The sequence below is a fragment of the Pseudomonas sp. OV226 genome (genome assembly GCF_003148705.1).
Classification (GTDB): Bacteria; Pseudomonadota; Gammaproteobacteria; order Pseudomonadales; family Pseudomonadaceae; genus Aquipseudomonas.
On the sequence record NZ_QGGS01000004.1, the window covers coordinates 374,513 to 401,211 of the forward strand.

The 26,699-nt window shown below is 60.0% G+C and carries 24 protein-coding genes; 9 read left to right on the plus strand and 15 right to left on the minus strand.

Translation table 11 applies throughout. The annotated features are described in order from the left end of the window. Positions 1 to 12 precede the first annotated feature (12 nt). From C7534_RS10315 to trxA, 5 genes are all read right to left on the minus strand, one after another. Entirely contained in the window at positions 13 to 981 is a 969-nt protein-coding gene (locus tag C7534_RS10315; protein WP_046032252.1) for a CDP-6-deoxy-delta-3,4-glucoseen reductase, read from the minus strand. Next, positions 981 to 2,447 (minus strand): 4-hydroxy-3-polyprenylbenzoate decarboxylase, encoded by a 1,467-nt coding sequence (gene ubiD / locus C7534_RS10320; protein WP_046032251.1) that lies wholly within the window; start codon positions 2,445 to 2,447, stop codon positions 981 to 983. Before ubiD ends, C7534_RS10315 begins: the two co-directional genes overlap by 1 nt. A gap of 69 nt (positions 2,448 to 2,516) precedes the next feature. After that, complete coding sequence (locus C7534_RS10325; RefSeq protein ID WP_109785691.1) at positions 2,517 to 4,520, minus strand: acyltransferase family protein; 2,004 nt, start codon at positions 4,518 to 4,520, stop codon at positions 2,517 to 2,519. Between the two features lie 147 nt (positions 4,521 to 4,667). Beyond that, on the minus strand, positions 4,668 to 5,927 hold the full coding sequence (rho, locus tag C7534_RS10330; RefSeq protein WP_007942421.1) for a transcription termination factor Rho: 1,260 nt from the start codon (positions 5,925 to 5,927) through the stop codon (positions 4,668 to 4,670). Between the two features lie 247 nt (positions 5,928 to 6,174). Further along, complete coding sequence (gene trxA, locus C7534_RS10335; RefSeq protein WP_003206727.1) at positions 6,175 to 6,504, minus strand: thioredoxin TrxA; 330 nt, start codon at positions 6,502 to 6,504, stop codon at positions 6,175 to 6,177. A 284-nt stretch (positions 6,505 to 6,788) separates the two neighbouring features. Here trxA and ppx point away from each other — a divergent pair, with 284 nt between their 5' ends. Then, on the plus strand, positions 6,789 to 8,291 hold the full coding sequence (ppx, locus tag C7534_RS10340; RefSeq protein ID WP_046032249.1) for an exopolyphosphatase: 1,503 nt from the start codon (positions 6,789 to 6,791) through the stop codon (positions 8,289 to 8,291). A 142-nt stretch (positions 8,292 to 8,433) separates the two neighbouring features. Here the strand turns inward: ppx and ppk1 are convergent, their stop codons facing one another. Together ppk1 and hemB are read right to left on the minus strand one after the other, a co-directional pair. After that, complete coding sequence (gene ppk1, locus C7534_RS10345) at positions 8,434 to 10,656, minus strand: polyphosphate kinase 1 (RefSeq protein ID WP_046032248.1); 2,223 nt, start codon at positions 10,654 to 10,656, stop codon at positions 8,434 to 8,436. Positions 10,657 to 10,674: 18 nt separating this feature from the next. After that, on the minus strand, positions 10,675 to 11,688 hold the full coding sequence (hemB, locus tag C7534_RS10350) for a porphobilinogen synthase (RefSeq protein ID WP_077431063.1): 1,014 nt from the start codon (positions 11,686 to 11,688) through the stop codon (positions 10,675 to 10,677). 208 nt (positions 11,689 to 11,896) lie between these two features. On the opposite strand from hemB, the gene C7534_RS10355 reads away from it, so the two are divergent. Beyond that, on the plus strand, positions 11,897 to 12,529 hold the full coding sequence (locus C7534_RS10355; RefSeq protein ID WP_046032246.1) for a DedA family protein: 633 nt from the start codon (positions 11,897 to 11,899) through the stop codon (positions 12,527 to 12,529). Here C7534_RS10355 and C7534_RS10360 read toward each other — a convergent pair. After that, positions 12,510 to 13,745: a sterol desaturase family protein gene (locus C7534_RS10360; RefSeq protein ID WP_109785692.1), complete on the minus strand. Its 1,236-nt coding sequence runs from the start codon at positions 13,743 to 13,745 to the stop codon at positions 12,510 to 12,512. The two genes, C7534_RS10355 and C7534_RS10360, sit on opposite strands and share 20 nt — an antisense overlap. Positions 13,746 to 13,859: 114 nt before the next feature. Here C7534_RS10360 and elbB point away from each other — a divergent pair, with 114 nt between their 5' ends. Continuing rightward, positions 13,860 to 14,528 (plus strand): isoprenoid biosynthesis glyoxalase ElbB, encoded by a 669-nt coding sequence (gene elbB, locus C7534_RS10365; RefSeq protein ID WP_046032244.1) that lies wholly within the window; start codon positions 13,860 to 13,862, stop codon positions 14,526 to 14,528. Positions 14,529 to 14,555: 27 nt separating this feature from the next. Here the strand turns inward: elbB and C7534_RS10370 are convergent, their stop codons facing one another. Together C7534_RS10370 and C7534_RS10375 are read right to left on the minus strand one after the other, a co-directional pair. After that, positions 14,556 to 15,011, minus strand: coding sequence for a YaiI/YqxD family protein (locus tag C7534_RS10370; protein ID WP_027926433.1), 456 nt, complete (start codon positions 15,009 to 15,011; stop codon positions 14,556 to 14,558). A 109-nt stretch (positions 15,012 to 15,120) separates the two neighbouring features. Then, positions 15,121 to 17,019, minus strand: coding sequence for a cytochrome c/FTR1 family iron permease (locus tag C7534_RS10375; protein WP_109785693.1), 1,899 nt, complete (start codon positions 17,017 to 17,019; stop codon positions 15,121 to 15,123). A 167-nt stretch (positions 17,020 to 17,186) separates the two neighbouring features. On the opposite strand from C7534_RS10375, the gene C7534_RS10380 reads away from it, so the two are divergent. Genes C7534_RS10380 through C7534_RS10395 form a run of 4 tightly spaced genes read left to right on the plus strand, consistent with a single transcriptional unit; the run spans position 17,187 to position 20,317 of the window. Beyond that, positions 17,187 to 18,584, plus strand: coding sequence for a COG3014 family protein (locus C7534_RS10380; RefSeq protein WP_109785694.1), 1,398 nt, complete (start codon positions 17,187 to 17,189; stop codon positions 18,582 to 18,584). Positions 18,585 to 18,596: 12 nt separating this feature from the next. Beyond that, a complete protein-coding gene (locus tag C7534_RS10385; RefSeq protein ID WP_077431060.1) occupies positions 18,597 to 18,956 on the plus strand; it encodes a YcfL family protein in 360 nt (119 codons plus the stop codon). 23 nt (positions 18,957 to 18,979) lie between these two features. Then, positions 18,980 to 19,570, plus strand: coding sequence for a penicillin-binding protein activator LpoB (gene lpoB, locus C7534_RS10390; RefSeq protein WP_046032340.1), 591 nt, complete (start codon positions 18,980 to 18,982; stop codon positions 19,568 to 19,570). 3 nt (positions 19,571 to 19,573) lie between these two features. Further along, positions 19,574 to 20,317: a penicillin-binding protein activator LpoB gene (locus C7534_RS10395; protein WP_109785695.1), complete on the plus strand. Its 744-nt coding sequence runs from the start codon at positions 19,574 to 19,576 to the stop codon at positions 20,315 to 20,317. 102 nt (positions 20,318 to 20,419) lie between these two features. On the opposite strand, the gene rhtB is transcribed toward C7534_RS10395, so the two are convergent. The 3 genes from rhtB to C7534_RS10410 form a co-directional block, all read right to left on the minus strand. Next, positions 20,420 to 21,052, minus strand: coding sequence for a homoserine/homoserine lactone efflux protein (rhtB, locus tag C7534_RS10400; RefSeq protein ID WP_046032239.1), 633 nt, complete (start codon positions 21,050 to 21,052; stop codon positions 20,420 to 20,422). A gap of 115 nt (positions 21,053 to 21,167) precedes the next feature. Then, the gene (locus C7534_RS10405; protein ID WP_109785696.1) at positions 21,168 to 21,749 is read right to left on the minus strand and encodes a mechanosensitive ion channel family protein; all 582 of its coding nucleotides are present in this window, start codon (positions 21,747 to 21,749) and stop codon (positions 21,168 to 21,170) included. Further along, positions 21,749 to 23,659 carry an ATP-binding cassette domain-containing protein gene (locus C7534_RS10410; protein ID WP_077431056.1) on the minus strand — a complete coding sequence of 637 codons (1,911 nt, stop codon included), beginning with the start codon at positions 23,657 to 23,659 and terminating at the stop codon, positions 21,749 to 21,751. The genes C7534_RS10405 and C7534_RS10410 overlap by 1 nt, the downstream gene beginning before the upstream one ends. A gap of 50 nt (positions 23,660 to 23,709) precedes the next feature. On the opposite strand from C7534_RS10410, the gene C7534_RS10415 reads away from it, so the two are divergent. Continuing rightward, positions 23,710 to 24,174, plus strand: coding sequence for a TIGR02444 family protein (locus C7534_RS10415; protein WP_046032236.1), 465 nt, complete (start codon positions 23,710 to 23,712; stop codon positions 24,172 to 24,174). Here the strand turns inward: C7534_RS10415 and C7534_RS10420 are convergent. After that, positions 24,171 to 25,322 (minus strand): AlgP family protein, encoded by a 1,152-nt coding sequence (locus C7534_RS10420; RefSeq protein WP_109785697.1) that lies wholly within the window; start codon positions 25,320 to 25,322, stop codon positions 24,171 to 24,173. The two genes, C7534_RS10415 and C7534_RS10420, sit on opposite strands and share 4 nt — an antisense overlap. 192 nt (positions 25,323 to 25,514) lie before the next feature. On the opposite strand from C7534_RS10420, the gene C7534_RS10425 reads away from it, so the two are divergent. After that, on the plus strand, positions 25,515 to 26,180 hold the full coding sequence (locus tag C7534_RS10425) for an FKBP-type peptidyl-prolyl cis-trans isomerase (protein ID WP_046032234.1): 666 nt from the start codon (positions 25,515 to 25,517) through the stop codon (positions 26,178 to 26,180). A gap of 58 nt (positions 26,181 to 26,238) precedes the next feature. On the opposite strand, the gene rsd is transcribed toward C7534_RS10425, so the two are convergent. Further along, a complete protein-coding gene (gene rsd, locus C7534_RS10430) occupies positions 26,239 to 26,697 on the minus strand; it encodes a sigma D regulator (RefSeq protein ID WP_109785698.1) in 459 nt (152 codons plus the stop codon). Between the last annotated feature and the right edge of the window lie 2 nt (positions 26,698 to 26,699).

Below are 26,699 nucleotides of genomic sequence, written 5' to 3' on the forward strand. Positions count from 1 at the left end.
CAAGATCGCGGATCAAGATCGCGGCGCGTACGCAAACACATCCGCGCGCATTTGATGAGCGTCCATCCCGGCTTCGACCAAGGCATCCAGCGTGCCATAGACCATCGCCGGAGATCCGCTGGCGTAGACATGCAAGGATTTAAGATCCGGGAAATCCTCACACACTATCTCGTGCAACATCCCGCAACGCCCTTGCCAACCGCACTGATCACTGACGACTTTGTGCAGGAACAGGTTGGGCAGTTTCAGCCACTCATCCCAATGCTCAATCTGGTAAAAGTCTTCAGGACGGCGCACGCCCCAATACAGGTGCACTGGATGCTTGAAGCCTGCGGCGCGGCAGTGTTCGATCAGGCTGTGAATCTGGCCCATGCCGGTGCCCGCGCCGATCAGCACCAGCGGACCGTCCGGCAACTCTGCAAGGTGGGTATCGCCGAATGGCAGCTCGACCCGCACTATCGGGTTGCGTTGCAACTGTGCGATCAGGCTCAGCGCACTGTTTTCGCGCGCCAGCACATGGATCTCCAGATCTCGTCCGCCATGGGGTGCCGAGGCCAGCGAGAACGCGGATTTCTCGCCATTCTCACGTTCGATCATCAAATACTGGCCAGCGTGATAACGCGGTGGCTTACCGGCCGGCGCGCGCAGGCGCACACGCCAGGTGTCGCCGCCGACGTCCCTGCATTCAATGACCTGACACGACACGCTGCGCACCGGCAGTTCTCCCAGCGCGAGCACGCCATCCCACAGCACGATGCAGTCTTCCAGCGGCTCTGCTATGCAAGTGTAGAACTCGCCATGGTCACGCACATGGCCTGCCTGCTCGACCCGACCTTCCACCAGCAACGCGCCACATACGTGGCAATTGCCATTGCGGCAGCTTTGCGGGCATTCGTAGCCCAGGCGCCGCGCACCATCGAGAATCCGCTCGCCGGGCAGAATCTCTAGCACTGCTCCGGAGGGCTGCAAGGTTACACGCATCAATCTATTCCTAACTGATTCCAGATGGCATCGATCCGTTGGGTCACGGCGTCGTCCTTGACGATCACCCGGCCCCACTCGCGAGTGGTTTCGCCCGGCCATTTATGCGTGGCATCGAGCCCCATTTTCGACCCCAGGCCTGAGACCGGCGAGGCGAAGTCGAGGTAGTCGATCGGCGTGTTGTCGATCATCACCGTGTCGCGCTTGGGGTCCATGCGCGTGGTAATGGCCCAGATCACGTCGTTCCAGTCCCGGGCGTTGATATCGTCGTCAGTGACGATAACGAACTTGGTGTACATGAACTGTCGCAAAAACGACCAGACACCCAGCATTACCCGCTTGGCGTGCCCCGGATACGACTTCTTCATGGTCACGATGGCCATGCGGTACGAGCAGCCTTCGGGCGGCAGATAGAAGTCGGTGATTTCCGGGAACTGCTTCTGCAGGATCGGCACGAACACTTCGTTCAGCGCCACACCGAGAATCGCCGGCTCATCCGGCGGACGGCCGGTGTAAGTGCTGTGGTAAATCGGTTTGATCCGATGCGTGATGCGCTCGACGGTGAACACCGGGAAGCTGTCGACTTCGTTGTAGTAACCGGTGTGGTCGCCATACGGACCTTCATCGGCCATTTCGCCGGGATGGATCACGCCTTCGAGAATGATCTCGGCAGTCGCAGGGACTTGCAGGTCGTTGCCCCGGCACTTCACCAGCTCGGTGCGATTGCCGCGCAGCAGACCGGCGAAAGCGTATTCGGAAAGGCTGTCCGGTACCGGCGTCACGGCACCAAGGATGGTCGCCGGGTCAGCACCCAACGCCACGGACACCGGGAACGGCTGGCCCGGGTGCTTCTCGCACCACTCGCGGTAGTCCAGCGCGCCACCTCGATGGCTCAACCAGCGCATGATGACCTTGTTGCGGCCAATCACTTGCTGACGGTAGATGCCGAGGTTCTGGCGGTCCTTGTTCGGCCCCTTTGTGACCGTCAGGCCCCAGGTGATCAACGGGCCGACATCGCCCGGCCAGCAGGTTTGCACGGGGAGCATCGCCAGGTCGACGTCGTCGCCTTCGATGACCACTTCCTGGCACACCGCGTCTTTGACGACTTTCGGCGCCATGGCAATGATCTTGCGGAAGATCGGCAACTTCGACCAGGCGTCTTTCAAGCCCTTCGGCGGCTCGGGCTCTTTGAGGAAGGCCAGCAGCTTGCCGATCTCGCGCAGCTCGCTGACCGACTCGGCGCCCATGCCCATGGCGACCCGCTCGGGGGTGCCAAACAGGTTGCCGAGCACCGGAATGTCGTAGCCGGTAGGGTTTTCGAACAGCAGCGCCGGCCCCTTGGCCCGCAGCGTGCGATCACAGACTTCGGTCATCTCCAGCACTGGAGAGACGGGGATCTGGATGCGTTTCAACTCTCCGCGCTGCTCAAGCTGCTGCACGAAATCCCGAAGGTCCTTGAATTTCATTGACGATGGCACCCCTAAAATAGGCGTACATCCTACCTGCTCTGCCGTCCGCTGGCAGCTTATCGCTGTTCAGTTGGCTGCATTCGCGTTGCCATTGCCCAGTGCTGCCCGTGCTCGCAAGTGCTTGAACAACGGCTCAAGGACCGGGGCGATGAACCGCGCGCCGGCCTCGGACAGGTGATTGGTGTCGGTGTACAACGACTGACCACCGAGTTCGGCGCGGCAAAGTCCCGCTTCATCACACAGCACCGGCGCCGGATCCACCACCGTCACGCCCGGGTTGGCTTGCGCCAGTTGCGTGAACAGTTGACTGATGAACGCTTGGCGCTTGAGGTGTTCAGTCACCGCCAGCCCCACGTCGTCGGTCGGGCGATGCAGCATCGCCAGGCGGCTGAGACGATAAGGCGGACTGAAGGTTTGCAGCGGCGCTTCCTTTACCAGCCAGACGCGATGCCCACCCTCTCGTAGCTGCCGCACGGTCGCCTGTAATCCTTCGGCCAATCGTTGCTCGGCGATGGCGCGGTCATAACGGCCACGGGCGTCCGTCAGGACATGACCAAGATCGCCTTTCACATCGCCATACAGATACAGACTCCAGTGCGCGACCAGCACCACATCGCCGACCGATTGCCGGGTCAAGGCTTGTTCGACCCGGCGATTGAACCGGGCACACTGCGCTTCATGCTCCAGCCCTTCAACCGGGATGCAGCCGGGGGAGCTGGCGAGCATCACACTGACACCGTGCTGGTGCGCCCCCTCATCGAACACCGGGATCAGTGCGGTGGCATGACTGTCACCCCAGACCAGCGCCGTTGATACGGTCGGCGTTGGCGTGCCATAGTGACAAAAGAGTTGGTCGTCCGGGGTTTTGTCGTCGGCCAGGCAGCGCATCAGTTCCGGCCGCCACTCCTTCGCTTTGGCGTATTGAAGGGCCTGTTCAGATAAGCGCGTGGGTAATCCATCGGTCCAGCGCAATGCCTGACCGGCCAGGCCGAGCACCAGCACACCGCACGCGGCGGCAAGCAGGATCTGCCGGCGCCCCGCCCACAACCGCCGCTCGCGAAACGGCGTCTCGACAAATCGCCACGACAGATAACCCAACACCAGGCTGAGCAAGATCAATCCTGTGATATCGAAGGGGCCAAGCTCATCAAGACTGGCGTAGTTGGCAAAAACAAACACCGGCCAGTGCCACAAGTACCAGGAATAGGAAATCAGTCCGAGACCGACCAGCACACGACTGGCCAGCAGTCTGCCGACAAATGTCGGCTGATGCCCGTTGGCCCGGATCAGCGCGACCACACCGAGTGTCGGCAGCAATGCCGCAGCACCGGGAAATGGCGTGCTTTTGTCGTAGCACAACACCGCCAACAGAATCAGCGCCAAGCCAGCCAGGCTGATCGCTTGTGCCCCCATCGTTGTCAGACGCCATTGGCTTCTGGGCGCAACGGCCAGCATGCCACCGGCCAACAGCTCCCAGGCACGCATCGGCAACAGGAAAAATGCTTTTTCAGGGTGATGCGCAACGGCCCACACACTGAGCCCGAACGACACCAGCAACACGGCGAACAGCGCCAGTCGCCAATGGTTCAGGCGACTCGACAGCAGGATCAGCAGTAACGGAAAAACAATGTAGAACTGCTCCTCAACCGCCAGCGACCACGTATGCAGCAACGGCTTGAGGTCGGAAGCCACATCAAAGTAACCATCCTGACGCATGAACAAGAGGTTGGAGACGAACATCACCTGGTAGCGCACCGAGCGGCCCAGCTCTTCGTAATCCTTGGGCGCCAGCAGGAACCAGCCGACTGCAAGCACGGCAGCGATCATCACGAACAGCGCGGGCAGGATTCGCCGCGCGCGACGGGCCCAGAAATCGACAAAGCTGAAGTGCCCGGTCTGTCGCTGATTCCAGATAATCGAGGTGATCAGGTAGCCGGAAATCACAAAAAAGATGTCTACACCGACGAAACCGCCGGTGAAGCCAGGAACACCGAAATGGAACAACACCACCGCAATCACGGCGATTGCGCGTAAGCCGTCGATGTCTCTTCGATAAGCAAGCGTGGTCATAAGCAAGAAAGCCAATCAGTTGAAATTATTGGGGTCGCACGCCCAATTCGCTTTTGTACTGACCAACCGTCACCACAAACCTCCCTTTTTTTTTGCAAAAAAAATGGCGTCCCGAAGGACGCCATTTTTAGCGGCTTGTAAACCGTCTTACTTGCGCTTCATCGACAAGAAGAACTCGTCGTTGGTCTTGGTCGTTTTCAGCTTGTCGACCAGGAACTCGATGGCAGCGATTTCGTCCATCGGGTGCAGCAGCTTGCGCAGGATCCACATGCGCTGCAACTCGTCGTCGGCCGTCAGCAACTCTTCGCGGCGGGTACCGGAACGGTTGATGTTGATGGCCGGGAAGACGCGTTTTTCAGCGATACGGCGATCCAGAGGCAGTTCCATGTTGCCGGTGCCTTTGAATTCTTCGTAGATCACTTCGTCCATCTTCGAGCCGGTTTCAACCAGCGCGGTGGCGATGATGGTCAGCGAACCGCCTTCTTCGATGTTCCGCGCGGCGCCGAAGAAACGTTTCGGTTTCTCCAGGGCGTGGGCATCGACACCACCGGTGAGCACTTTGCCGGAGCTCGGGATCACGGTGTTGTAGGCACGGGCCAGACGGGTGATGGAGTCGAGCAGGATCACCACGTCTTTCTTGTGTTCGACCAGGCGCTTGGCCTTCTCGATCACCATCTCGGCAACCTGCACGTGACGGGTTGGCGGCTCGTCGAACGTCGAGGCAACCACTTCGCCGCGCACGGTGCGCTGCATTTCGGTCACTTCTTCCGGACGTTCGTCGATCAGCAGCACGATCAGATGAACTTCCGGGTTGTTACGGGCGATGTTTGCCGCAATGTTCTGCAGCATGATGGTTTTACCGGCTTTCGGCGGTGCAACGATCAGACCGCGCTGGCCTTTGCCGATCGGGGCGCACAGGTCGATGACACGACCGGTCAAGTCTTCGGTGGAACCGTTGCCGGCTTCCATCTTCATGCGCACAGTCGGGAACAGCGGGGTCAGGTTCTCGAAGAGAATCTTGTTTTTCGCGTTCTCGGGACGATCGTAGTTGATCGTATCAACCTTGAGCAGCGCGAAATAACGCTCGCCTTCCTTTGGAGGACGGATCTTGCCAACGATGGTGTCACCGGTGCGCAAGTTGAAGCGGCGGATCTGGCTCGGCGAGACGTAGATATCGTCTGGACCTGCGAGATAGGAAGCGTCAGCGGAGCGCAGGAAGCCGAAGCCGTCCTGGAGAATCTCCAGCACGCCATCACCGGAGATTTCCTCGCCGCTTTTAGCGTGCTTTTTGAGCAGGGAGAAAATCACGTCCTGCTTGCGCGAACGGGCCATATTTTCTATGCCCATCTGTTCGGCCAATTCGAGCAGTTCGGTAATCGGCTTTTGCTTGAGTTCAGTCAGATTCATATAGGAATGACGTAATCATTTATGGAGGGGGGAAATTAAGCTTTTGGCTTAATGAGGCCGCGCCGCGGAGAAGGCGACAGGATCGCGTACTTATTCGAAAAGGAGTGCGTCGGCGACGGCTAGCAGGGGGCAATGGAGAAACCAGTGCGGGGCCGAATGTACCACCTGAGTTTCGGAGCGTCTAGCCCTCAATAACGAAAAGGCCCCGCAATATGCGGGGCCTTTTTGATGACGCTTTGATCAACGCTTAGATGTTGGCGTCGAGGAAGGCAGCCAGTTGCGACTTCGACAGCGCGCCGACCTTGGTCGCTTCAACGTTGCCGTTCTTGAACAGCATCAGCGTCGGGATACCACGCACGCCATGCTTGGCCGGGGTTTCCTGGTTTTCGTCGATGTTCAATTTGGCAACGGTCAGCTTGCCTTTGTAGGTTTCAGCAATTTCGTCCAGAACAGGAGCGATCATTTTGCAAGGGCCGCACCATTCAGCCCAGTAGTCGACCAGTACAGCGCCTTCGGCCTTGAGTACGTCGGCCTCGAAGCTAGCGTCGCTAACGTGTTTGATAAGATCGCTGCTCATGGAAGTCTCCAGGTTGTAAGCAAAAAAACGTGGCCCATCATAGCTGCCCTTCCCTTGTTCAGGAAGGTGCAGATGATTGAGTCTCGCTATGGTGCTGCATGAGTTTGGGTATAGCTCATATCCCTGCCTGGCGAGAATTCGTGGCGAGGGGGGCTGCTTCGCCGCTCAACGGGGCGAGCCCCTCGCCACAGGGTTGTGCTGGATCAAGGCTTTGAACACTGCGCGTTGGCGCCAGCCTTTGATCGTGGCACGATGTCGAGGTTATCGACCGAGACCCCCTGACCATGCCGCAATCCCAAGCCAAGAATCTGTCCCTGATCGCCGCAATAGACCTGGGCTCCAACAGCTTTCACATGGTCGTGGCCAAGGCCCAGAACGGCGAAATCCGTATTCTCGAGCGTCTCGGGGAGAAGGTTCAACTGGCCGCGGGCATCGACGAAGAACGCCACCTCAACGAAGAATCCATGCAGCGCGGGCTCGACTGCCTGAAGCGTTTTGCCCAACTGATCAACGGTATGCCCCCGGGCGCCGTCCGCATCGTCGGCACCAACGCCCTGCGTGAAGCGCGCAACCGCGCCGAATTCATCCGCCGCGCCGAAGAAATTCTCGGCCACCCGGTGGAAGTCATCTCCGGTCGTGAAGAAGCGCGCCTGATCTACCTTGGCGTCTCCCACACCCTCGCAGACACCCCGGGCAAGCGCCTGGTGGCCGACATCGGCGGCGGCAGTACCGAATTCATCATCGGCCAGCGCTTCGAACCGCTGCTGCGCGAAAGCCTGCAAATGGGTTGCGTCAGCTACACCCAGCGCTATTTCAAGGATGGCAAGATCACCCCGGCCCGTTACGCCCAGGCGTACACCGCCGCGCGGCTGGAGATCATGAGCATCGAGCATGCCCTGCATCGCCTGACCTGGGATGAAGCCATTGGCTCCTCGGGCACCATTCGCGCCATCGGCCTGGCACTGAAGGCCGGCGGCCACGGCACAGGCGAAGTGAATGCCGAAGGCCTGGCCTGGCTCAAACGCAAGCTGATCAAGCTCGGCGACGTCGAGAAAATCGACTTCGACGGCATCAAGCCCGACCGCCGGGCCATTTTCCCGGCAGGCCTGGCGATTCTCGAAGCGATTTTCGACTCGCTCGAACTGCAACGCATGGACCACTGCGAAGGCGCCCTGCGTGAAGGCGTGCTCTACGATCTGTTGGGCCGTCATCATCACGAAGACGTCCGTGAACGCACACTCAGTTCGCTGATGGAGCGTTATCACGTCGACCTGGAACAAGCGGCGCGGGTCGAGCGCAAGGCGCTGCACGCCTTCGATCAAGTGGCCGAGGATTGGGACCTGGACGATGGTGTCTGGCGTGAACTGCTCGGCTGGGCTGCCAAGGTCCATGAAGTAGGCCTGGACATCGCCCACTATCAGTACCACAAGCATGGCGCCTACCTGATCGAGCACTCGGACCTGGCCGGGTTCTCTCGCGAAGACCAGCAAATGCTGGCGCTGCTGGTGCGCGGTCACCGACGCAATATTCCCAAGGACAAATTCGCCGAGATCGGCGATGACGGCACCAAGCTGATCCGTCTGTGCGTGCTGCTGCGCTTTGCGATCCTGTTCCATCACATCCGCGGCACCCAGCAAATGCCTCAGGTGGAATTGAAAGCCAATGGCAACAGCCTGGAAGTGGTATTCCCGGACAAATGGCTGGACGACAACCAGCTGACCCAGGCCGACTTCGCCATTGAAGCGGAATGGCTCACCCGCGTCGATATCGTTCTGAACGCACGCTAAAACACCCTTCGGTAGGAGCTCAGCTTGCTGGCGATGGCGATCTAATGGACGTCATCGCCAGCAAGCTGTGCTCCTACAGGGAGGCAGGTGAAAAAAAGGGCGATCCACATGGATCGCCCTTTTTTTGCCCACCGGGTTCGCGTTAACGCACGGTCAGGATCGGACTGCCCAAACGTTCCAGCAACGTCGCCTGGGCGCTGCGCGGGTTTTGGTTGCCGGTCGGTGTGTTACGAATGTATCGACCGTCCGACTGCAGGCTCCAGCTGTGGGTGTTATCGGTGAGGTACAGCTCCAGCTCTTTCTTGACCCGCACAATCAGCTTGCGACCTTCCACCGGGAAGCAGGTCTCGACCCGCTTGTCGAGGTTGCGCTCCATCCAGTCGGCACTGGACAGGAACATCTGCTCGTCACCGCCGTTGAGGAAGTAGAAGACCCGGGTGTGTTCCAGGAAGCGGCCGATGATCGAACGTACGTGGATGTTGTGCGAAACCCCGGCGATGCCTGGACGCAGGCAGCACATGCCGCGCACGATCAGGTCGATACGCACCCCGGACTGACTGGCCTTGTACAGCGCGCGGATGATCTTCGGATCGGTCAGCGAGTTGAACTTGGCGATGATGTGCGCCGGTTTGCCGTCGAGGGCGAACTGCGTCTCTCGGGCAATCATGTCGAGCATGCCCTTCTTCAGGGTGAACGGCGCGTGCAGCAACTTCTTCATGCGCAGGGTCTTACCCATGCCGATCAACTGACTGAACAGTTTGCCGACGTCTTCGCACAAGGCGTCGTCGGAGGTCAGCAGGCTGTAGTCGGTATACAGACGGGCGTTGCCAGCGTGGTAGTTGCCCGTGCCCAAGTGTGCGTAACGGACGATTTCGCCCGCCTCGCGACGCAGGATCAGCATCATCTTGGCGTGGGTCTTGAAGCCGACCACACCGTAGATCACTACCGCACCGGCCGCTTGCAGACGGCTGGCCAGTTGCAGGTTGGACTCTTCGTCGAATCGCGCACGCAACTCGATGACCGCCGTGACCTCTTTACCGTTACGCGCCGCATCCACCAGCGCATCGACGATTTCCGAGTTGGCGCCGGAGCGGTACAGGGTCTGACGCACAGCCAACACGTGCGGGTCTTTGGCGGCCTGACGCAGCAGGTCGACCACCGGGGTAAACGATTCGAACGGGTGCAGCAACAGGATGTCCTGCTTGCTGATCACGCTGAAGATGTTTTCGCTGTTTTGCAGCAGTTTCGGGATCTGCGGGGTGAACGGCAGGTATTGCAGTTCGCGCTGGCTGTCCAGGCCGGTGATGCTGAACAGGCGCGTCAGGTTCACCGGACCGTTGACTTGATACAGCTCGGTCTCGCCCAGGTTGAACTGTTTGAGCAAATAATCGGACAGGTGTTTCGGGCAAGTGTCGGCCACTTCCAGACGCACCGCATCGCCATAACGACGGGAGAACAGCTCGCCGCGCAATGCGCGCGCCAGGTCTTCGACATCCTCGGAGTCCAGCGCCAGGTCGGCGTTTCGGGTCAGGCGGAACTGGTAGCAGCCCTTGACCTTCATGCCCTGGAACAGATCATCGGCGTGGGCGTGGATCATCGACGACAGGAACACATAGTTGTCGCCGGCGCCGCCGACTTCTTCCGGCACCTTGATGATCCGCGGCAGCAAACGCGGCGCCGGGATGATCGCCAGACCGGAATCGCGACCAAAGGCGTCGACGCCTTCGAGCTCGACGATGAAGTTCAGGCTCTTGTTCACCAACAACGGGAACGGGTGCGTCGGGTCGAGACCGATCGGCGTAATGATCGGGGCAATTTCGTCGCGGAAGTAACGGCGAACCCAAGTCTTGAGCTTGGCCGTCCAGTAGCGGCGACGGATGAAGCGGACCTGATGTTTTTCCAGTTCCGGCAACAGAATGTCGTTGAGGATCGCGTACTGGCGGTCAACGTGACCGTGTACCAGTTCGCTGATGCGGGCCAGGGCCTGATGCGGTTGCAGACCATCGGCGCCGGCTTGTTCACGGGCGAAGGTGATCTGCTTTTTAAGACCTGCCACACGAATTTCGAAGAACTCGTCCAGGTTGCTGGAGAAGATCAGCAGAAACTTCAGCCGCTCAAGCAATGGATAGGACTCATCCAGCGCCTGCTCAAGCACGCGGATGTTGAATTGCAGTTGCGAGAGCTCGCGATGGATGTACAGGCTGCTGTCATCCAGTCCGGGAATGGCAATCGCTGGCGCCGCTGCGGCGGCTTCGGCCACCACCACGGGCGGAGCGGGCTCCAGCTCCGGTGGGGTTTCGGCGATTTGCTCGACCACGGGTTGAGCCTCTTTTACAGCAACTTCAGTGAGTCCTTCGGTATTCATGAAATGTTCCTGGGAGGGCTATTTTTGCTCTCGTAACAATTGAGCGGCACGGACGGCGAAGTAAGTCAGGATGCCATCGGCGCCTGCACGTTTAAAAGCGGTCAGGGATTCGAGAATAACCCCCTCGCTCAACCAGCCATTCTGGATTGCCGCCATGTGCATGGCGTATTCGCCGCTGACTTGGTAAACAAACGTTGGCACTTTGAATTCTTCTTTGACCCGGTAAAGGATGTCCAGGTAGGGCATGCCTGGCTTGACCATGACCATGTCCGCACCTTCTGACAAGTCCGCCGCCACTTCGTGCAGGGCTTCGTTGCTGTTGGCCGGGTCCATCTGATAGCTGGCCTTGTTGGCCTTGCCCAGGTTCAGCGCCGAACCGACCGCATCACGGAACGGACCATAATAGGCGCTGGCGTACTTCGCCGAGTAGGCCATGATGCGCACATTGACGTGCTCGGCCACCTCAAGGGCTTCACGGATTGCCTGGATGCGACCGTCCATCATGTCGGACGGAGCCACCACCTGTGCACCGGCTTCAGCGTGCGACAGGGCCTGCTTGACCAGTGCGTCGACGGTAATGTCGTTCTGCACGTAGCCTTCTTCGTCGAGGATGCCGTCCTGACCGTGGGTGGTAAACGGATCGAGGGCAACATCGGTGATCACACCCAGCTCCGGGAACCGCGCCCGCAGCGCGCGAGTGGCGCGCTGGGCAATGCCTTCGGGGTTCCAGGCTTCGGCGGCGTCCAGCGATTTGAGCTCAGGCGGTGTCACCGGGAACAGTGCCAGCGCAGGAATCCCCAGTTCGACCCATTTGGCCGCCTCTTCCAGCAACAGGTCGATGGTCAGGCGTTCGACGCCCGGCATCGAAGTCACCGCTTCACGACGGTTTTCACCGTCCAGCACAAACACCGGCAAGATCAGGTCATCAACGGTCAGAACGTTTTCACGGACCAGTCGACGCGAAAAATCATCACGACGGTTGCGGCGCAGGCGGGTTGCGGGGAACAGACGGTTGGCGGGGGTAAAGCTCACGGCAGACTCCTGAGCCCGCGCTTACGGGCGAGCGTGACAGTTATAAGCGACCATTATGACCAACGCATGACAGTTATGTGCACCCCTGTGACAGGTAGCCGCATTCCATTGTCATTGTAGGAAATGTTCACGTCGAGACACATTTGGACACTTTCATGAATGTGCACGAAGGGTTAGGCTGCGCGTTCATTTCGCCAGCACCCAGACAATGCTCCAACAATTTCTGCATGACTTTGGCTACTTTGCCTTGTTCCTCGGCACGTTCTTCGAAGGCGAAACCATTCTTGTGCTCGCAGGCTTCCTCGCGTTCCGCGGATACATGGACATCAACCTGGTGGTGGTCGTGGCGTTCTTCGGCAGTTATGCCGGCGATCAGCTGTGGTACTTCCTGGGGCGCAAGCACGGGCGAAAACTGCTGGCACGCAAGCCGCGCTGGCAAATGATGGGCGACCGGGCGCTGGAGCACATCCGCAAGCACCCGGACATCTGGGTGCTGAGCTTCCGCTTTGTCTACGGTTTGCGCACGGTGATGCCAGTGGCCATCGGCCTGTCAGGCTATCCACCGGGACGTTACCTGCTGCTCAACGGGATTGGGGCCGCGATCTGGGCGGCGGCCCTGGCGGCGGCGGCCTACCACTTTGGCGCCGTACTGGAAGGCATGCTCGGCAGCGTCAAGAAATATGAATTGTGGGTACTCGGCGCCTTGCTGGTGCTGGGACTTGGCCTGTGGCTGCGCCGACGGTTCAAAAATGCGCGTCTGGCGAAGAAGATATACGCCGAGGAGCAAGCCTTGAAAGCCAGACAGGCTACCGTCGAAGCGACTAAGACGCCAAGCGAGTGAAGCGGTTTGTGCAACAGTAGAGACCGATAGCGCTCAACACGCTGTAACTGAGCAGGCCGATCCAGCCCACCGTGCTGGCCGGCCACAACCCGACCACCGGCGCCAGCCACACCAGCGGCACGTTCGATGCCAGCCGCAGCAGCTCCAGCGTCAACGCCCACGGGCGATTCTCCAGGGCCACGCCCAAGGCAAACAACCCCAGCGCCACCGCACTCCAGCCGAGCACCAAGGCGGCGGTCGGCAGGCTCCGTTCCAGGTTCATCAAATAGCTGCCCAACGCGATGTAGGCGCAAAACTGCAACGCCACATACAGTTGCTGACGACCGTCCAGCGGCACCTCGAACTTGCGGAACTGGCTCAACTCAGGCTTGTTCATCGGGTAGCTGGCCGCCACATCCGCCGGCCGCCAACCGGTGCGCATAAACCAGATCCGCAGCTTGTCCCACGTGCTCTCGGCGCGCCGCGCGTCATCCCACAACTGCACATAAAACTGCAGGTTTGCCCACAGAGGGTTCCAGCTCGCCAACGGCGTCGTCACGCCAAAAATCACCGGTTCGTTGTCGTCTTCTTCCTGGAACGAGCCAAACAGGCGGTCCCAAATAATGAACACCCCACCGTAGTTGCGATCCATGTAGAGAGCGTTCTGTGCATGGTGAGCCCGATGATTGGACGGCGACACGAAGAACCATTCGAACCAGCCGAGCTTGGGAATGTGCCGGGTGTGCACCCAGAACTGATACAGCAGATTCAGCACCGCCACGCTGACGAACACCAGCAGCGGAACACCGAGCACGGCCATCGGCAGGTAGAAAATCCAGCTCAGCAAGAAGCCGGTGCTGGTCTGGCGCAACGCCGTGGACAGGTTGTACTCCTCGCTCTGGTGATGCACCGAGTGCGCCGCCCAGAGGATATTGCGCTCGTGCCCCATACGATGCAGCCAGTAGTAGCAGAAGTCGTAGAGGACGAAGGCAAACACCCAGACCCAGATACTCTCGGCCGACAACTGGAACAGCGCCACATGCTCAAGGGCAAAGGCATAGGTGACCAGCCCGACACCCTTGGTCAACAGGCCCGTAGTGGTCGACAGCACGCCAGTGCTCAAGCTGTTGATCGCATCCGCCACGCGATAATGGCTGACCCCGCGCCAACGGTCGGCCAGCAGCTCGACAGCGATCAGCGCAAAGAAAAACGGCACTGCATACAGAATGAAGTCCATGACGCGCCCTGATCGGAATCCGAGGACAGATGCTAGGTGTAGCCGCGAATTAACCCTATGGCAACGAGCGACAAATTAGTGGACATTTAACGCCATGAATCTGGAGAAAAGCCCATGAGCAAAAAAATTGCAGTGATCCTTTCCGGCTGTGGCGTGTACGACGGCGCCGAAATCCACGAAAGCGTGATTACCCTGCTGAGACTGGACCAGCGTGGTGCTCAGGTGCAGTGCTTTGCCCCGAACATCGCGCAATTGCATGTGATCAATCACCTGACCGGCGAAGAGATGCCCGAGTCACGCAACGTGTTGGTGGAGTCGGCACGGATTGCTCGCGGCCACATCAAGGACATTCGCGAGGCCGACGTCGACGACTTCGATGCGTTGATCGTTCCTGGGGGATTCGGCTCGGCGAAGAACCTGTCGAACTTCGCCATCGAAGGCGCCGGTTGCACCGTGCAACCGGATGTCCTGGCGCTGACCGAAGCCTTTGCCGAGGCTGGAAAACCAGTGGGCTTGATGTGTATTTCGCCAGCGCTGGCGGCGAAGATCTATGGGCCAGGGGTGAACTGCACCATCGGCAATGATGCCGAGACCGCTGCGGTCATGAACAAAATGGGCGCCACCCACACCGATTGCGCCGTGACTGAAATCGTCGAAGACAAGGCGCGCAAGCTGGTGTGTACACCGGCCTACATGCTGGCGCAAAGCATCAGCGAAGCGGCGTCCGGCATCAACAAAATGGTCGACCGCGTGCTCGAACTGACCCACGAAAACGACGCCTGACACACGCCCACAGGTTCTCGGTACGGCTCAGGGCTTGCGGGTAAGCCGCGTCAGTATCCGGTCCAGTGCATTGGCGAACGCCTGCTTCTCGCGTTCGCCAAACGGTGCCGGCCCGCCGCCCATCTGCCCCTGTTCACGCAAGTCGGTGAACAGGTTGCGCACCGCGAGCCGGTCGCCCATGTTCTGCGCATCGAACTCCTTGCCACGCGGGTCCAGTGCCGCCACCCCCTTCTTGACCAGACGATCCGCCAGCGGCACGTCGCTGCAAATCACCAGTTCACCCGGCACCGCGTGCTCCACCAGGTAATCATCGGCGGCGTCCGGGCCACTCGGCACCACGATCAACTTCACCAGTGCCAGCCCCGGCTTGATCTGCGGCTGCCCCGCCACCAGCACCACTTCGTATTGGCGCTTGAGGGCGAACTTCACCACCAGATCCTTGGCCGCCCGTGGGCAGGCGTCGGCGTCGATCCAGACACGCATTGTGTTTTCCTCTTTCAAAAAAAATCGCGAGCCGCCTCGCCCCCACAAGGTTAACCCTAAACCCGTGGGAACATGGCTTGCCCGCGATTGTGAGCGCAGCGAATGTTGTTTAGGAAACCTGCACCCGACGCTTCTCGGCCACCCAACTGCGACCGTACAACACGAAGATCGCAATGATCGCCACCGCCTGAGCGCCCAGCGAATAGGCATCCGCGTGAATCCCCAGCCAGTCAAAATCAAAGAACGGCACCGGCCGGGTACCAAAGATCCCCGCTTCCTGCAACGCCTTCACGCCATGCCCGGCGAACACTACCGACAACGCGCACAACAGGCCGGCGTTGATGCTGAAGAACAACGCCAGCGGCAGCTTCGCCGAACCACGCAAGATGACCCACGCCAAAACCACCAGCAACACCAGCGCCGTCCCGCCGCCGGCCAGCACCGCGTTGTGCCCTGCAGGTCCGGCCTGCAACCACAGGGTTTCGTAGAACAGAATCACTTCAAACAACTCGCGATACACCGAGAAGAACGCCAGGATCGCAAAGCCGAAACGGCCGCCGCCGCCCACCAGGCTGCTCTTGATGTAATCCTGCCACGCCGCAGCGTGACGACGGTCGTGCATCCACACGCCAAGCCAGAGCACCATGACCGAGGCAAACAGCGCCGTCGCGCCTTCCAGCAATTCGCGCTGCGAACCGCTGACATCGATCACATATGCAGCCAGCGCCCACGTCCCCAGACCGGCCAACAGCGCCAGTCCCCAGCCGACATTGACACTGCGCACGGCCGATTGCTGGCCAGTGTTGCGCAGGAACGCCAGGATCGCAGCCAACACCAGAATCGCTTCCAGACCTTCGCGCAACAAAATCAGCAAACCGGAAATGAAGCTCAGCGACCAACTCAAACCATCGCTGCCCAACAGGTCAGCGGATTCCTTCAACTTGGCCTTGGCCGTGTTCAGGCGCTGCTCGGCTTCTGCCACCGGCAACCCGTCCTGCAACGACTGACGGTAGGCCATCAGCGATTTTTCAGTGTCTTTGCGCACGACGGCATTGACGTTGTCCAGGGAGCTTTCGACCAGTTCGAAACCTTCCAGATACGCGGCGACAGACAGGTCATAGGCCTGATCGTGATCGCCGGCGCGGTAGGCCGCGATGCTTTTGTCGAGGGTGGCAGCGGTGTAGTCGAGCAACTGCGCCGGGCCACGCTTGACCTGCGGCGGTTGCGCCCGCTGCGCACGGAATGTCGCAGCGGCTTGTGGACCGTCGGCGGCCTGCACTTCTGCCGGCGTCTGACGCCCCAGGTCGGCGATGTTGTAGGTCTTTTCGGATTTTGCAGCCGCCGGGTCGGCGCTGAAGCTGGCGATGTAGGTGGCCAGGTCCCAGCGCTGACGATCATCAAGTTGATCGGCAAAAGCCGGCATGTCGGTGCCTTCAATACCCAGGCCCACGGTGCTGTAGAGCGCGTAGAGGCTCAGATGATCCAGGCGCGTCGTATCTCGCAGATTGGACGGTGGTGGCATCAGCCCGACACCCGCCGGGCCGTCGCCAGCGCCCGCATCACCGTGGCAAACCGAGCAATGCTGGGCATACAGCGGCGCACCACGGGTCGGGTCCGGCGTAATGATCGGTGCCTGACTGACTTCATAAGTCACGGCCAGTTTCGCACCGAGTTGCCGCGCCTGACGGGCCACGTCCGCACCTTCCTGACGGGCAGTGACGGCACTGCGCAGCGAGCTCACGCCCTGCTCCAACCCCGCCTTCTCCTGCTTGGCCGGCATCGCCGCAATCAGGCCCTGCAACGTCTTGATGGATTCCAGCTGCCTGCGGTACTCGGACTCATCAATCACCTTGCCCGCTTGCACGGTTTGCGGGTAGTCCGCGCTGATGTAATCGAGCAGGTGCAACGCTTGCGGCGCACCTTCCACGGTGTCGGCCAGCAGATTGAAACTGCACAAGGCAAACAGTGGAAACACCAGCCAGGCCAGAAAACGGGACGGGGCAGTCATGAATGAATCTCAATTGGTAATACGAAGTAACACATTGTTCCCTCCCAATCACTTTCACTCAAGCTTTGTCTGCAACTGAGGCCAGCAGCCGCGGAACAAAGTGCCATCATTGCGCTCTACAGTGTGCCGCCTCTTGGCGGCTTTTCTTCAAGGAAGACACACTGCAAATGGCTACTCGCCTGCGCTTCATGTTTGTGCTCGGTGCATGCTTGCTACTGAGCGGTTGCCCTACCATGCGGGACTACAACGCGGAGCTGAGCGAGACCCTCGACTATTTCAAAGCCGGCCAGATCGACTCCGCCGTTGCTGTACTGGATCGAAACAATCCCATTGCCCCGGGCGACCTGCTCTATAACTTTGAGAAGGGCGAACTGCTGCGGCTCACTGGCGATATGACCGGTAGTTACGCCAGTTGGGATTACGCCGACCGGCTGATTGAGGGGTGGGAAAACTCGCCACGATTCGGCGCCTTCAAAGCTTTCACCGAGTTCAATAGTTACGGCGCCAATGACAAAGTGCGTTTGTACGATGGCTACGACTTCGAGAAGGTCGCCCTGACCACGCAAATGGCTCTGACGTGCCTGTCCAGCGCCCAACCCGACCTCGCTCGGGTGATGATCAAGAAAACCCACGAGCGCGAGGCAACCATTGCCGAAAAGCGCGACTTGCAATACCTGGCACTTGAAAACCAGGCCCAAGAGCAAGGCGTGCCCCTGAAATACCAGGACCTTCAGGGCTACCCGGTTGCAACCCTTGATGCCCCCGAAGTCATTGCGCTGAAAAACAGCTACCAAAGTGCGTTCAGTCATTACCTGGCAGGTTTCGTCTATGAAACGCTGGGTGAAAAAGACCTCGCCGCACCGGGTTATCGCAAAGCCGTGGAGTTGCGCCCCAACACGCCGCTGCTTGAACAGGCGCTGCGCAACCTGGACAAATCGCCGCTCAAGGCCGGTGAAAGTGATGTCTTGCTGATCGTGCAAACCGGCCTCGCCCCTGCACGCAACTCCGTGCGTGTGCCGATTTCGGTGGACGTCGAGGGCGAAACCTACATCACCAACATGTCGTTCCCGATCCTCGTCCCTGACACGTCCACACCGCCCGTGGACTTCATCACGGTGGATGGAAAAAAACAGAAACTGACGTTGCTCAACAGTTATGGCGACATGTCGCGGCGCACCTTGCGTGACGACATGCCGGGCATCATTGAGCGCACGCTTCATCGCGCCCGGTCCAACGTCGAGTACCTGGCCTATTTGAAAAAACACAGGCCCGAGAAACTTGAAGAAACCCTCTTGCAGCAAACCCAGCGAGAGGATGCCGACACACGAGGCTGGCGCACGCTGCCGGACAAAACATACGTCGCTCGCCTGCGCCTCAAGAAAGGCGAGCATCAACTGACCCTGCCCAATGCGCCGGAACGCCCACCGGTCAGGTTCAAGATCGGCCAGACCTATCAGGCCTTCAGCCTGCGCGCGGTGAATAACCGGGTTTTCGCCGCAGATGTCGCCCTGGATCTCGCCCCCCCTCCAACACCGCAGGCTGTCACCAGCCGTGCTCAACCCTGAATGGAGCGCCTCATGGGATTGAAATGCTTCGTCGTTATCGCGCTAGCCCTGTTGGCCGGCTGCGCCACCGCGCCGCCCACTGCAGCCAGTAAAGTCATGGCCACCGGCCCGATTGAGAGCCTGGCTATCGGTCCCATGCGCATGGCTCGGGAAAACGGGTTCCTGACGGTCAATACGCAGCTGAGCAACACCGATACCGATAACCGGACGCTCTACTACCGCTATCTATGGCTCGGCCCCGAAGGTTTTCCAGTGGTCGAAGCCGAGTCCTGGAAAAGCCTGACCCTGTACGCCGAGCAGACGAGCTTCCTGCCGGCCATCGCCCCGGTACCACAAGCCGTGGACTTTCGCCTGGAAATCAACACGCCATGAACCGTCCACTTGAGACCACGCCCATGCTTGTACGTGTTTCGTCCCTCGCCCTCAGCCTCCTGCTGATCGGCGGCTGCGCGGCCAATCACTCGCCGGTGCTGGGCAGCGGCAACATCAGTTACGGTGATCCGAAAGCCGTGGAGCTGGTGACCAACGAATTCGGTTCCACCGATTTGCAAATGATCGCTGAAAGCATGACCCGCTCACTCGCCCAGTCTGGGGTCTTGAAAGGCCGTCCGGTGGTCCAGGTGTACGACGTGCGAAACAAGACCAGCGAGTACATCGACACTCGCGACATCACCACGTCAATCAAGACCCAACTGATGCGCTCCGGCACTGCACGCTTTGCCAGCGATAACACCGACATGCAGAGCCAGGTCGATCACCTCAAACTGCAAAACCAGAGCGGCCTGTACAAGAAAAGTACCGTGGCCAAAACCGGCAACATGATCGCCGCTCGCTATCGCCTGGAAGGGTCGATCAGCTCAATCGTCAAGCGCAGCAACGATTACAAGGACGTCTTCTACACGTTCAGCCTGCAATTGATCGACGTCGAAAGCGGGCTGGCCGACTGGATGGACGAAAAAGAAATCCGCAAGACCACGGAGCGCTGAGCAATGCGTGCATGGATTGGCATCATGGCCCTGACCGGCGCCCTGGGCGTTCAGGCGGCCCCGAAAATCGCGGTCACTGACATTGCCTATGAGGCCAGCGTGGATCAATACGTCCACGTGATTTCGGCCCGGGACGATCATCAGCAGGACTATTACGGCGCCAGCGGCTCGTCCCGTTATGACGAGTACACGACGCAGAACAGCTACCTGGAACAGACCGAAATCCGCCGATTCAGCGGGGACATCAAAGGTCAGATGCTCAAGACCGGGATGTTCCAGCTGATTCAGGGGACGCCCTACACCGTCAGCACCAAAACCGATGTGTATGACGTGATCGAACGCATCAAGGCCGGCCATTTCAAGGGGGCCGACTACGTATTGTTTGGCACGCTGTCAGACATCGACTTCACCCAGGACATGAACGAACTGGCCAATACCGACAGCTATTCGGCGGTGTTGGCGCTGACTCTGGTGGCGGACTTCAGCCTGATCAATACCAGGACCTACGAGATCACCTCGGCCTTCACCGCCATGGGTGAGGCTCAGGACACCAAGCTGGTGAATGATCGGGACATCCACGTTTCACTGAACCGGCCTCGGGTGGTGCGCGAAGTATCGAGGTCTTTGGGCGAGGATGTGGCGCGGCAATTGAGCGAACAGCTCGGGGACGGCAGCGATCAGCCATCGGGGCAGGCGGAGCCACACAACGACCTGCCACCGGATACCGCGCCGGTGATTCTGCGTTGAGCGCCCGCCTGATCGCTCCCACGCTCCCACGCTCTGCGCGGGAACGATAACGGAAATGAAAAAGGCGACCTGAAGAGGTCGCCTTTTTTATGTCCGCGGGTTTTACACCGCGGCTTTACGCAACGTCGCCATGAACGCCGCCGCGCCGATGAACAGCCCGGCAAAGGTACGGTTCATGCGTTTTTGCTGCTTGGGGGTGCGCAACAGGCGCAGCACCTTGGACGCCAACCCGGTGTAACCGGCCATGACGATCAGATCAACACAGATCATGGTCACGCCAATGATCAGGTACTGGATCAGCAGCGGTGCATGCGGATCAATGAACTGCGGCAACACCGCCAGCATGAACACCAGCGCCTTGGGGTTGCTGATGTTGACCAGGAAACCGCGGAACACCAGCGCCATCGGCTTGCCAATCTGACGCACTGCGGCATCGTCGCTCATGTCGCTGGGTAGCGCGCGCCATTGCTTGATGGCGAGGTAAACCAGGTACGCCACGCCGAACCATTTGATCGCATAGAAGGCCGAGGCTGAAGCGGTGAGGATCGCGCCCACACCGGCGCCGACAATCGCGATCTGCACCGCCAGGCCTAATTGCAGGCCCAGTGCGTTCCAGTAACCGCGCCAGAAACCGTATTGCAGACCGCTGGACATCGACGCAATGGCGCCGGCACCGGGTGACAGACTGATCACCCAGCAGGCTGCAAAAAACGCCAGCCATGTTTGAAGCTCCATTGCACACCTCGACTCAGACTCGTGACAGACGTCTAAGCTAATGCGGCTTTGGGCTGATGACCATCAATTTTTTGCAGGATATTGCGGCTGCCGACCAGCGTGGTCGGCATCCCGGCTATTTTTCGAAACCGCTCGAGGGGAATACATCCGTACCGCGCCAGCGTCGAACCGAGCGCTGGAAGAACAGGCTGTTGGGCACTTGAACCATGGCACTGCCGGTGCCAAGTTCTTCCGCTTCGATCAGCGTGGTGTAAAGCAGATTGATCGCCACTACCCGGCCTTTGACGCCGGGCTTGTCGGTGGTGTCCACCAACTCGACCACGTCGCCGAGGCGAAACGGGCCGACGGTGAAAATCAGGATCGCGCACAGCAGGTTGGAGAGCACACTCCACATGGCGAAAAACGCCACCGCCGCCACCGCAACGAAGCCCGACAGCGCGGTCCACAGAACCGTGGCCGACACCCCGAGGCGCTCCAGCACGAAAATCAGCGCACTGCCCATAATCAGCCAGCGCAATCCACCGCGTAGCGGCATCAGCAACTGCGGCGGAAACGGATAGCGCTCGCCCAGTCGGGTCAGGCCTTTGGCAACGAAGCGCTGGGTGAAATAGCCAGCCAGCAGAATCAGCAGGATTTGCACGACCAGCCAGAGGGGTTCGATCCAGTCTGCCGGCAACGGCAGCTTGAACGCCTCCATCAAGACAGCGCCTCCAGCTCGGCCTGCATGCTTTCCAGCAGTTCAAGCGCTTCCATCCAGGCTTCTTCCAGTTCGGCTTCGCGCACCTTCAACCTGGCCTGTTCGGCCAGCAGATCGCGCAAGTCGTTCTTGCGCGCCGGCTCGTAGATGTCGCTGTCACCCAGGCTGGCGTCAATCTTCGCCAGTTTCTCGTGCAGTTTGCCAAGCTCGGCTTCCAGCTTGTCGGCCTCACGCTTGTGCGGCGCCAGTTGCTGACGCAACGCAGCAGCGGCCTGACGCTGGGCCTTCTTGTCGGTTTTGTCCGGGTTGACCGGTGTGTTGCTGACCGGCGCATTGCGCTGGCGATAGTCCACCAGCCAACGGGTGTAGTCTTCCAGGTCGCCGTCGAACTCCTCGACCTTGCCGTCCGCCACCAGGTAGAAATTGTCCGTGGTGCTTTTGAGCAAATGGCGATCGTGGGAGACCACCAGTACCGCGCCACTGAATTCCTGCAGGGCCATGGTCAGCGCCAGGCGCATTTCCAGGTCCAGGTGGTTGGTTGGCTCATCGAGCAGCAACAGGTTCGGTCGGCCCCAGGCGATCAACGCCAGTGCCAGGCGGGCCTTCTCGCCACCGGAGAAGTTCAGCACCGGCTCATCGATGCGTGCACCACGGAAGTCGAAACCGCCAAGGAAGTCGCGCAGGGTCTGCTCGCGCTCGGTCGGAGCCAGGCGCTGCAAGTGCAGCAACGGGCTGGCCTTGGAGTCGAGTGAGTCCAGCTGATGCTGGGCGAAGTAGCCGACGACGGTGTTCTCGCCACGGGTCAGTCGGCCGGACAACGGCTCGAGTTCACCGGCCAGGTTTTTGATCAGGGTCGATTTACCGGCACCGTTCGGGCCAAGCAAACCGATCCGCGCACCGGGGGTCAGTTGCAGCTTGACCTTCTCCAGCACGGCTTTGTCGCCATAACCCAGCCGGGCATCGGACAGATCGATCAGCGGGCTGGAGATTTTCTGTGATTCGCGGAAAACGAAATCGAACGGTGAATCGACATGGGCGGCGGACAGTTCTTCCATCCGTTCCAGCGCCTTGATCCGGCTCTGGGCCTGACGGGCCTTGGTGGCCTGGGCCTTGAAGCGGGCGATGTAGCTTTCCATGTGCGCACGTTGCGCCTGCTGCTTCTCGTAGGCCTGCTGCTGCTGGGCCAGACGTTCGGCGCGGGCGCGTTCGAAGGCGCTATAACCACCGCGGTACAGGGTGATCTTGCGTTGATCGACGTGAGCCACGTGATCGACCACGGCATCGAGGAAGTCCCGGTCGTGGGAAATCAGCATCAAAGTGCCGGGGTAGCTTTTGAGCCACTCTTCGAGCCAGATGATGGCGTCGAGGTCCAAGTGGTTGGTCGGTTCGTCGAGTAGCAACAAGTCCGAGGGGCACATCAAAGCTTGCGCCAGGTTCAGACGCATCCTCCAACCACCAGAGAAATCTCCTACCTGACGATCCATCTGCTCGTTGGTGAATCCAAGGCCGGCCAGCAACTTGCGGGCCCGGGCATCGGCGGTGTAACCGTCGGCGCTGTCGAGTTCCGCGTGCAGGCGGGCCTGAGCGGCACCGTCATGCGCCGCTTCGGCTGCGGCGAGGTCGCGTTGCACCTGGCGCAGGCGCAGGTCGCCATCGAGCACGTAGTCGACCGCCAGGCGTTCGAGCGTATCGACTTCCTGGCGCATGTGGGCGATGCGCCAGTCGGCCGGCAGGAAGCAATCACCCGAGTCCGGGTGCAGTTCGCCCCGAAGCAAGGCGAACAGGCTCGATTTGCCGGCGCCGTTGGCACCGATGAGGCCGGCTTTGTGGCCGGCGTGCAGGGTCAGCTCGGCGTCTTCTAGCAGACGTTGAGGGCCACGCTGTAAAGTCAGGTTCTGAAGTCGAATCATAATGGCGGCGGAGTCTACCAGCTTCGCTCGCAACTGGCGCGAGTAGCACTATGTCCTCTGACCTGTGGAGCTTTTCCCTGACGACTTACGCCCGTCCCGGCGTTGAACACGCGTGCCTGCAACTGCAGTCGGCCGGCGTGAATGTGTGTTTGCTGCTCTGTGGATTGTGGCTGGGGGAGCGTGGCGTCGCCTGCAACGAGCATCGAATCAAGAGGCTGCGCGCGGTGGCGGAACCTTGGGATGGGGATGTCGTGCAACCGTTGCGCGCATTGCGCATGCGCTGGAAAGCCGTCGCAACGAAGGACTCCGAGCTGAAAAAATTGCGCGAGCAAGTGCAGGCACTGGAACTGGAAGCCGAGCGACATCTGTTGTTGCGACTGGAGCGATCGGCGCAGAGCTGGCCGCAGAATGAGGCGACCGATCTAACGGCCTGGCTGGAAGGTATGGCGGCAGGCGCCGCCAACCTGGACCGCGACGCGCTGCTTGAGCTGCGCGTCGCGGTAACCGGCACTTAGGAAGCGCTGGTTGGGTTGGTGCTGGAGTTCGACAGTGCGGCTGGCGTTGGCGCAGGCGTGGTTGTCGAGGTGGTTGCGGCGGGTGCAGTCGATGCAACTGGCGCTGGCGTCACTGGCTTGGCAGCGGGCGCAGGGGTCGGTTTGGCAGCGGCGACTGGTTTGGCAGCGACGGGTTTTGCGGCTGGCTTGACTGCAGCAGGCTTGGCCGCTGGTTTTGCAACAGGCTTGGCAACAGCTGGTTTGGCGGCGGCTGGCTTGGCTGCTGGTTTCGCGGCAGCGGCTGGCTTGGCGGCAGCAGGTTTGGCCGCAATTTTAACGGCAGGTTTTGCTGCGGTTTTTACTGCCGGTTTTGCGGCTGGTTTCGCGGCAGCGGTTTTGGCCACGGCAGGTTTAGCGGCCGGTTTCGCAGCAGCAGTTTTAACAGCCGGTTTAGCGGCTGGCTTGGCTGCTGGCTTGGCTACTGCAGTTCTTGCCACAGCAGGTTTGGCGGCAGGCGCTTTGGCAGCCGGTTTGGCAGCGGCGGTTCTCGCGGCGGCTGGTTTGGCGGCTGCAGTTCTCGCCGCTGGTTTTGCGGCAGGCTTCGCAGCGCTGGCAGCGACTGGTTTTTTCACCGCCGGTTTGGCGGCAGGTTTGGCTGCGGCTTTCACCGGCGCTTTGGCGGCGGGTTTGGCAGCAGGCTTGGCCGGTGCTTTTGCAGCAGCGGGTTTGGCAGCGGCTTTCTTGGCAGGTGCCGCAGCAGGTTTGGCTGCACGCAGGGACAACGCCTTGCTGACAGCCTCTTGAACGCGACCGACGCCCTGGGCCAATTTCAGGCTTTCCTGAGCATCACGCTTGAGTTGCAGAATGTAGCCGCGAGTTTCCGACTGACGACCCTTGAGGGCATCGAGCAACTCCTCAAGCTCTTTCACTGCGTCCTTGGCTTTGGCTTGTGCCTTGGCCTTGCCGGCCGACGCAGCGTCCTGCAATTTGGTACGGGATTTGTGCAGTTTCTCTTGCGCTTTTCCGCGCTGCTTTTCCAGTTTGGCGAGCAGTTTTTCAGCATCAGCCAAGGCTTGGGAACAAGCGTTTTCCAGATGCTCGAGCAGGCTGCCCGAGAGTTGTTGGAGTAAGTGCAACGGGGTATTTACAGGCTTCTTGGTGGCCGACATGGTTTACCTCCTGGCTGACGTGGGTGCGGCTCATACTAGACCTCTGCTGCTACCGCCGCTAGGGCATGTTGACAGTATCCAAAGCGCTGCGTTGCAACGAATCGAAAATCTTCTGCGCTTGCGCAAAACCAGTTCACCTTTCTGCGCAATCACACTGGCATAATCCACCGCATCCCAGGTCGGAGAGTGCCCATGTCGCGCTACCTTTTTTTATCGCTGTGCGTGATTTTTTCGGTGGCTCAAGCTGACGAAAAAACCGCCGCAAAAAACGCTCACGATCTTGCTTACAGCCTCGGCGCGAGCCTGGGCGAACGCCTTCGCCAGGAGGTTCCGGATTTGCAACTTCAGGCACTGCTGGAAGGTCTGCAACAAGCGTATCAAGGCAAGCCGCTGGCATTGAAAGACGAACAGATCGACCAGATCCTGGCCGAGCATGAGGCCCAACTCGCCGAGCAACCCGCCCTCCCGCAAAGCGAGGCCGCACTCGAAAAAGAGCAGCGCTTTCTCACCGAAGAAAAAGCCAAGCCGGGTGTTCGGGAATTAGCTGATGGCGTGTTGCTGACGGAGCTGACTCCCGGCACGGGAGCCAAGGCTGGCCCTAACGGCAAGGTGCAGGTTTTGTATATCGGACGCCTGCCTGATGGCACCGTGTTCGATCAGAACAGTTCGCCACAGTGGTTCAGTCTCGACAGCGTCATCAGCGGTTGGCGCAGTGCACTGCAAAACATGCCCGTCGGTGCGAAATGGCGCCTGGTGATTCCATCGTCCCAGGCTTACGGCGCGGACGGTGCCGGCGACCTGATCGCACCGTTCACACCGCTGGTATTTGAAGTCGAATTGCGCGGCGCCACCAGCTGAATGGCAGGCACAAAAAACGGCGCGCATAGCGCACCGTTTTTAGCCTGCGGGAATAGGTTCAGGCCTGAACCGAATCCTCTTCCTTGTGAGCGGTATGCAGCACTTCGATCAAGCAATCTTCCAGCTCGAAGCGTTCGTGCAACAGGCCACCCAGCTCCTTGAATTTCTCCGCGACGCACTTGCCCGCATCACACAGGTCGTTGAACGCCAGCAGCTTCTCGGTGATAACGTCGATGCGTGGGTAAAGGGTCTCGGCCAGCTCCAGACCACGCTTGTCGTTGAAGGCCTTGGCCTCCCCCGTCAACTGTTCGTAGATCTCGAAGTGCCCGGCAGACACGTAATCGACCAGCACGCCGCAGAATTCCTGCAAGGGCTTTCGGTCTTCGCTCAGCGTTTCAGGCTTTGCACCGAGCTTGTCGTATGCATCGATCAGATCTTTGCGCTCCTGCAACCAGCGGTCGATCAGCAGGTGCACTCCGCCCCAGCGTTCCTGAGCATTCTGACAACTTTCGAGCATGG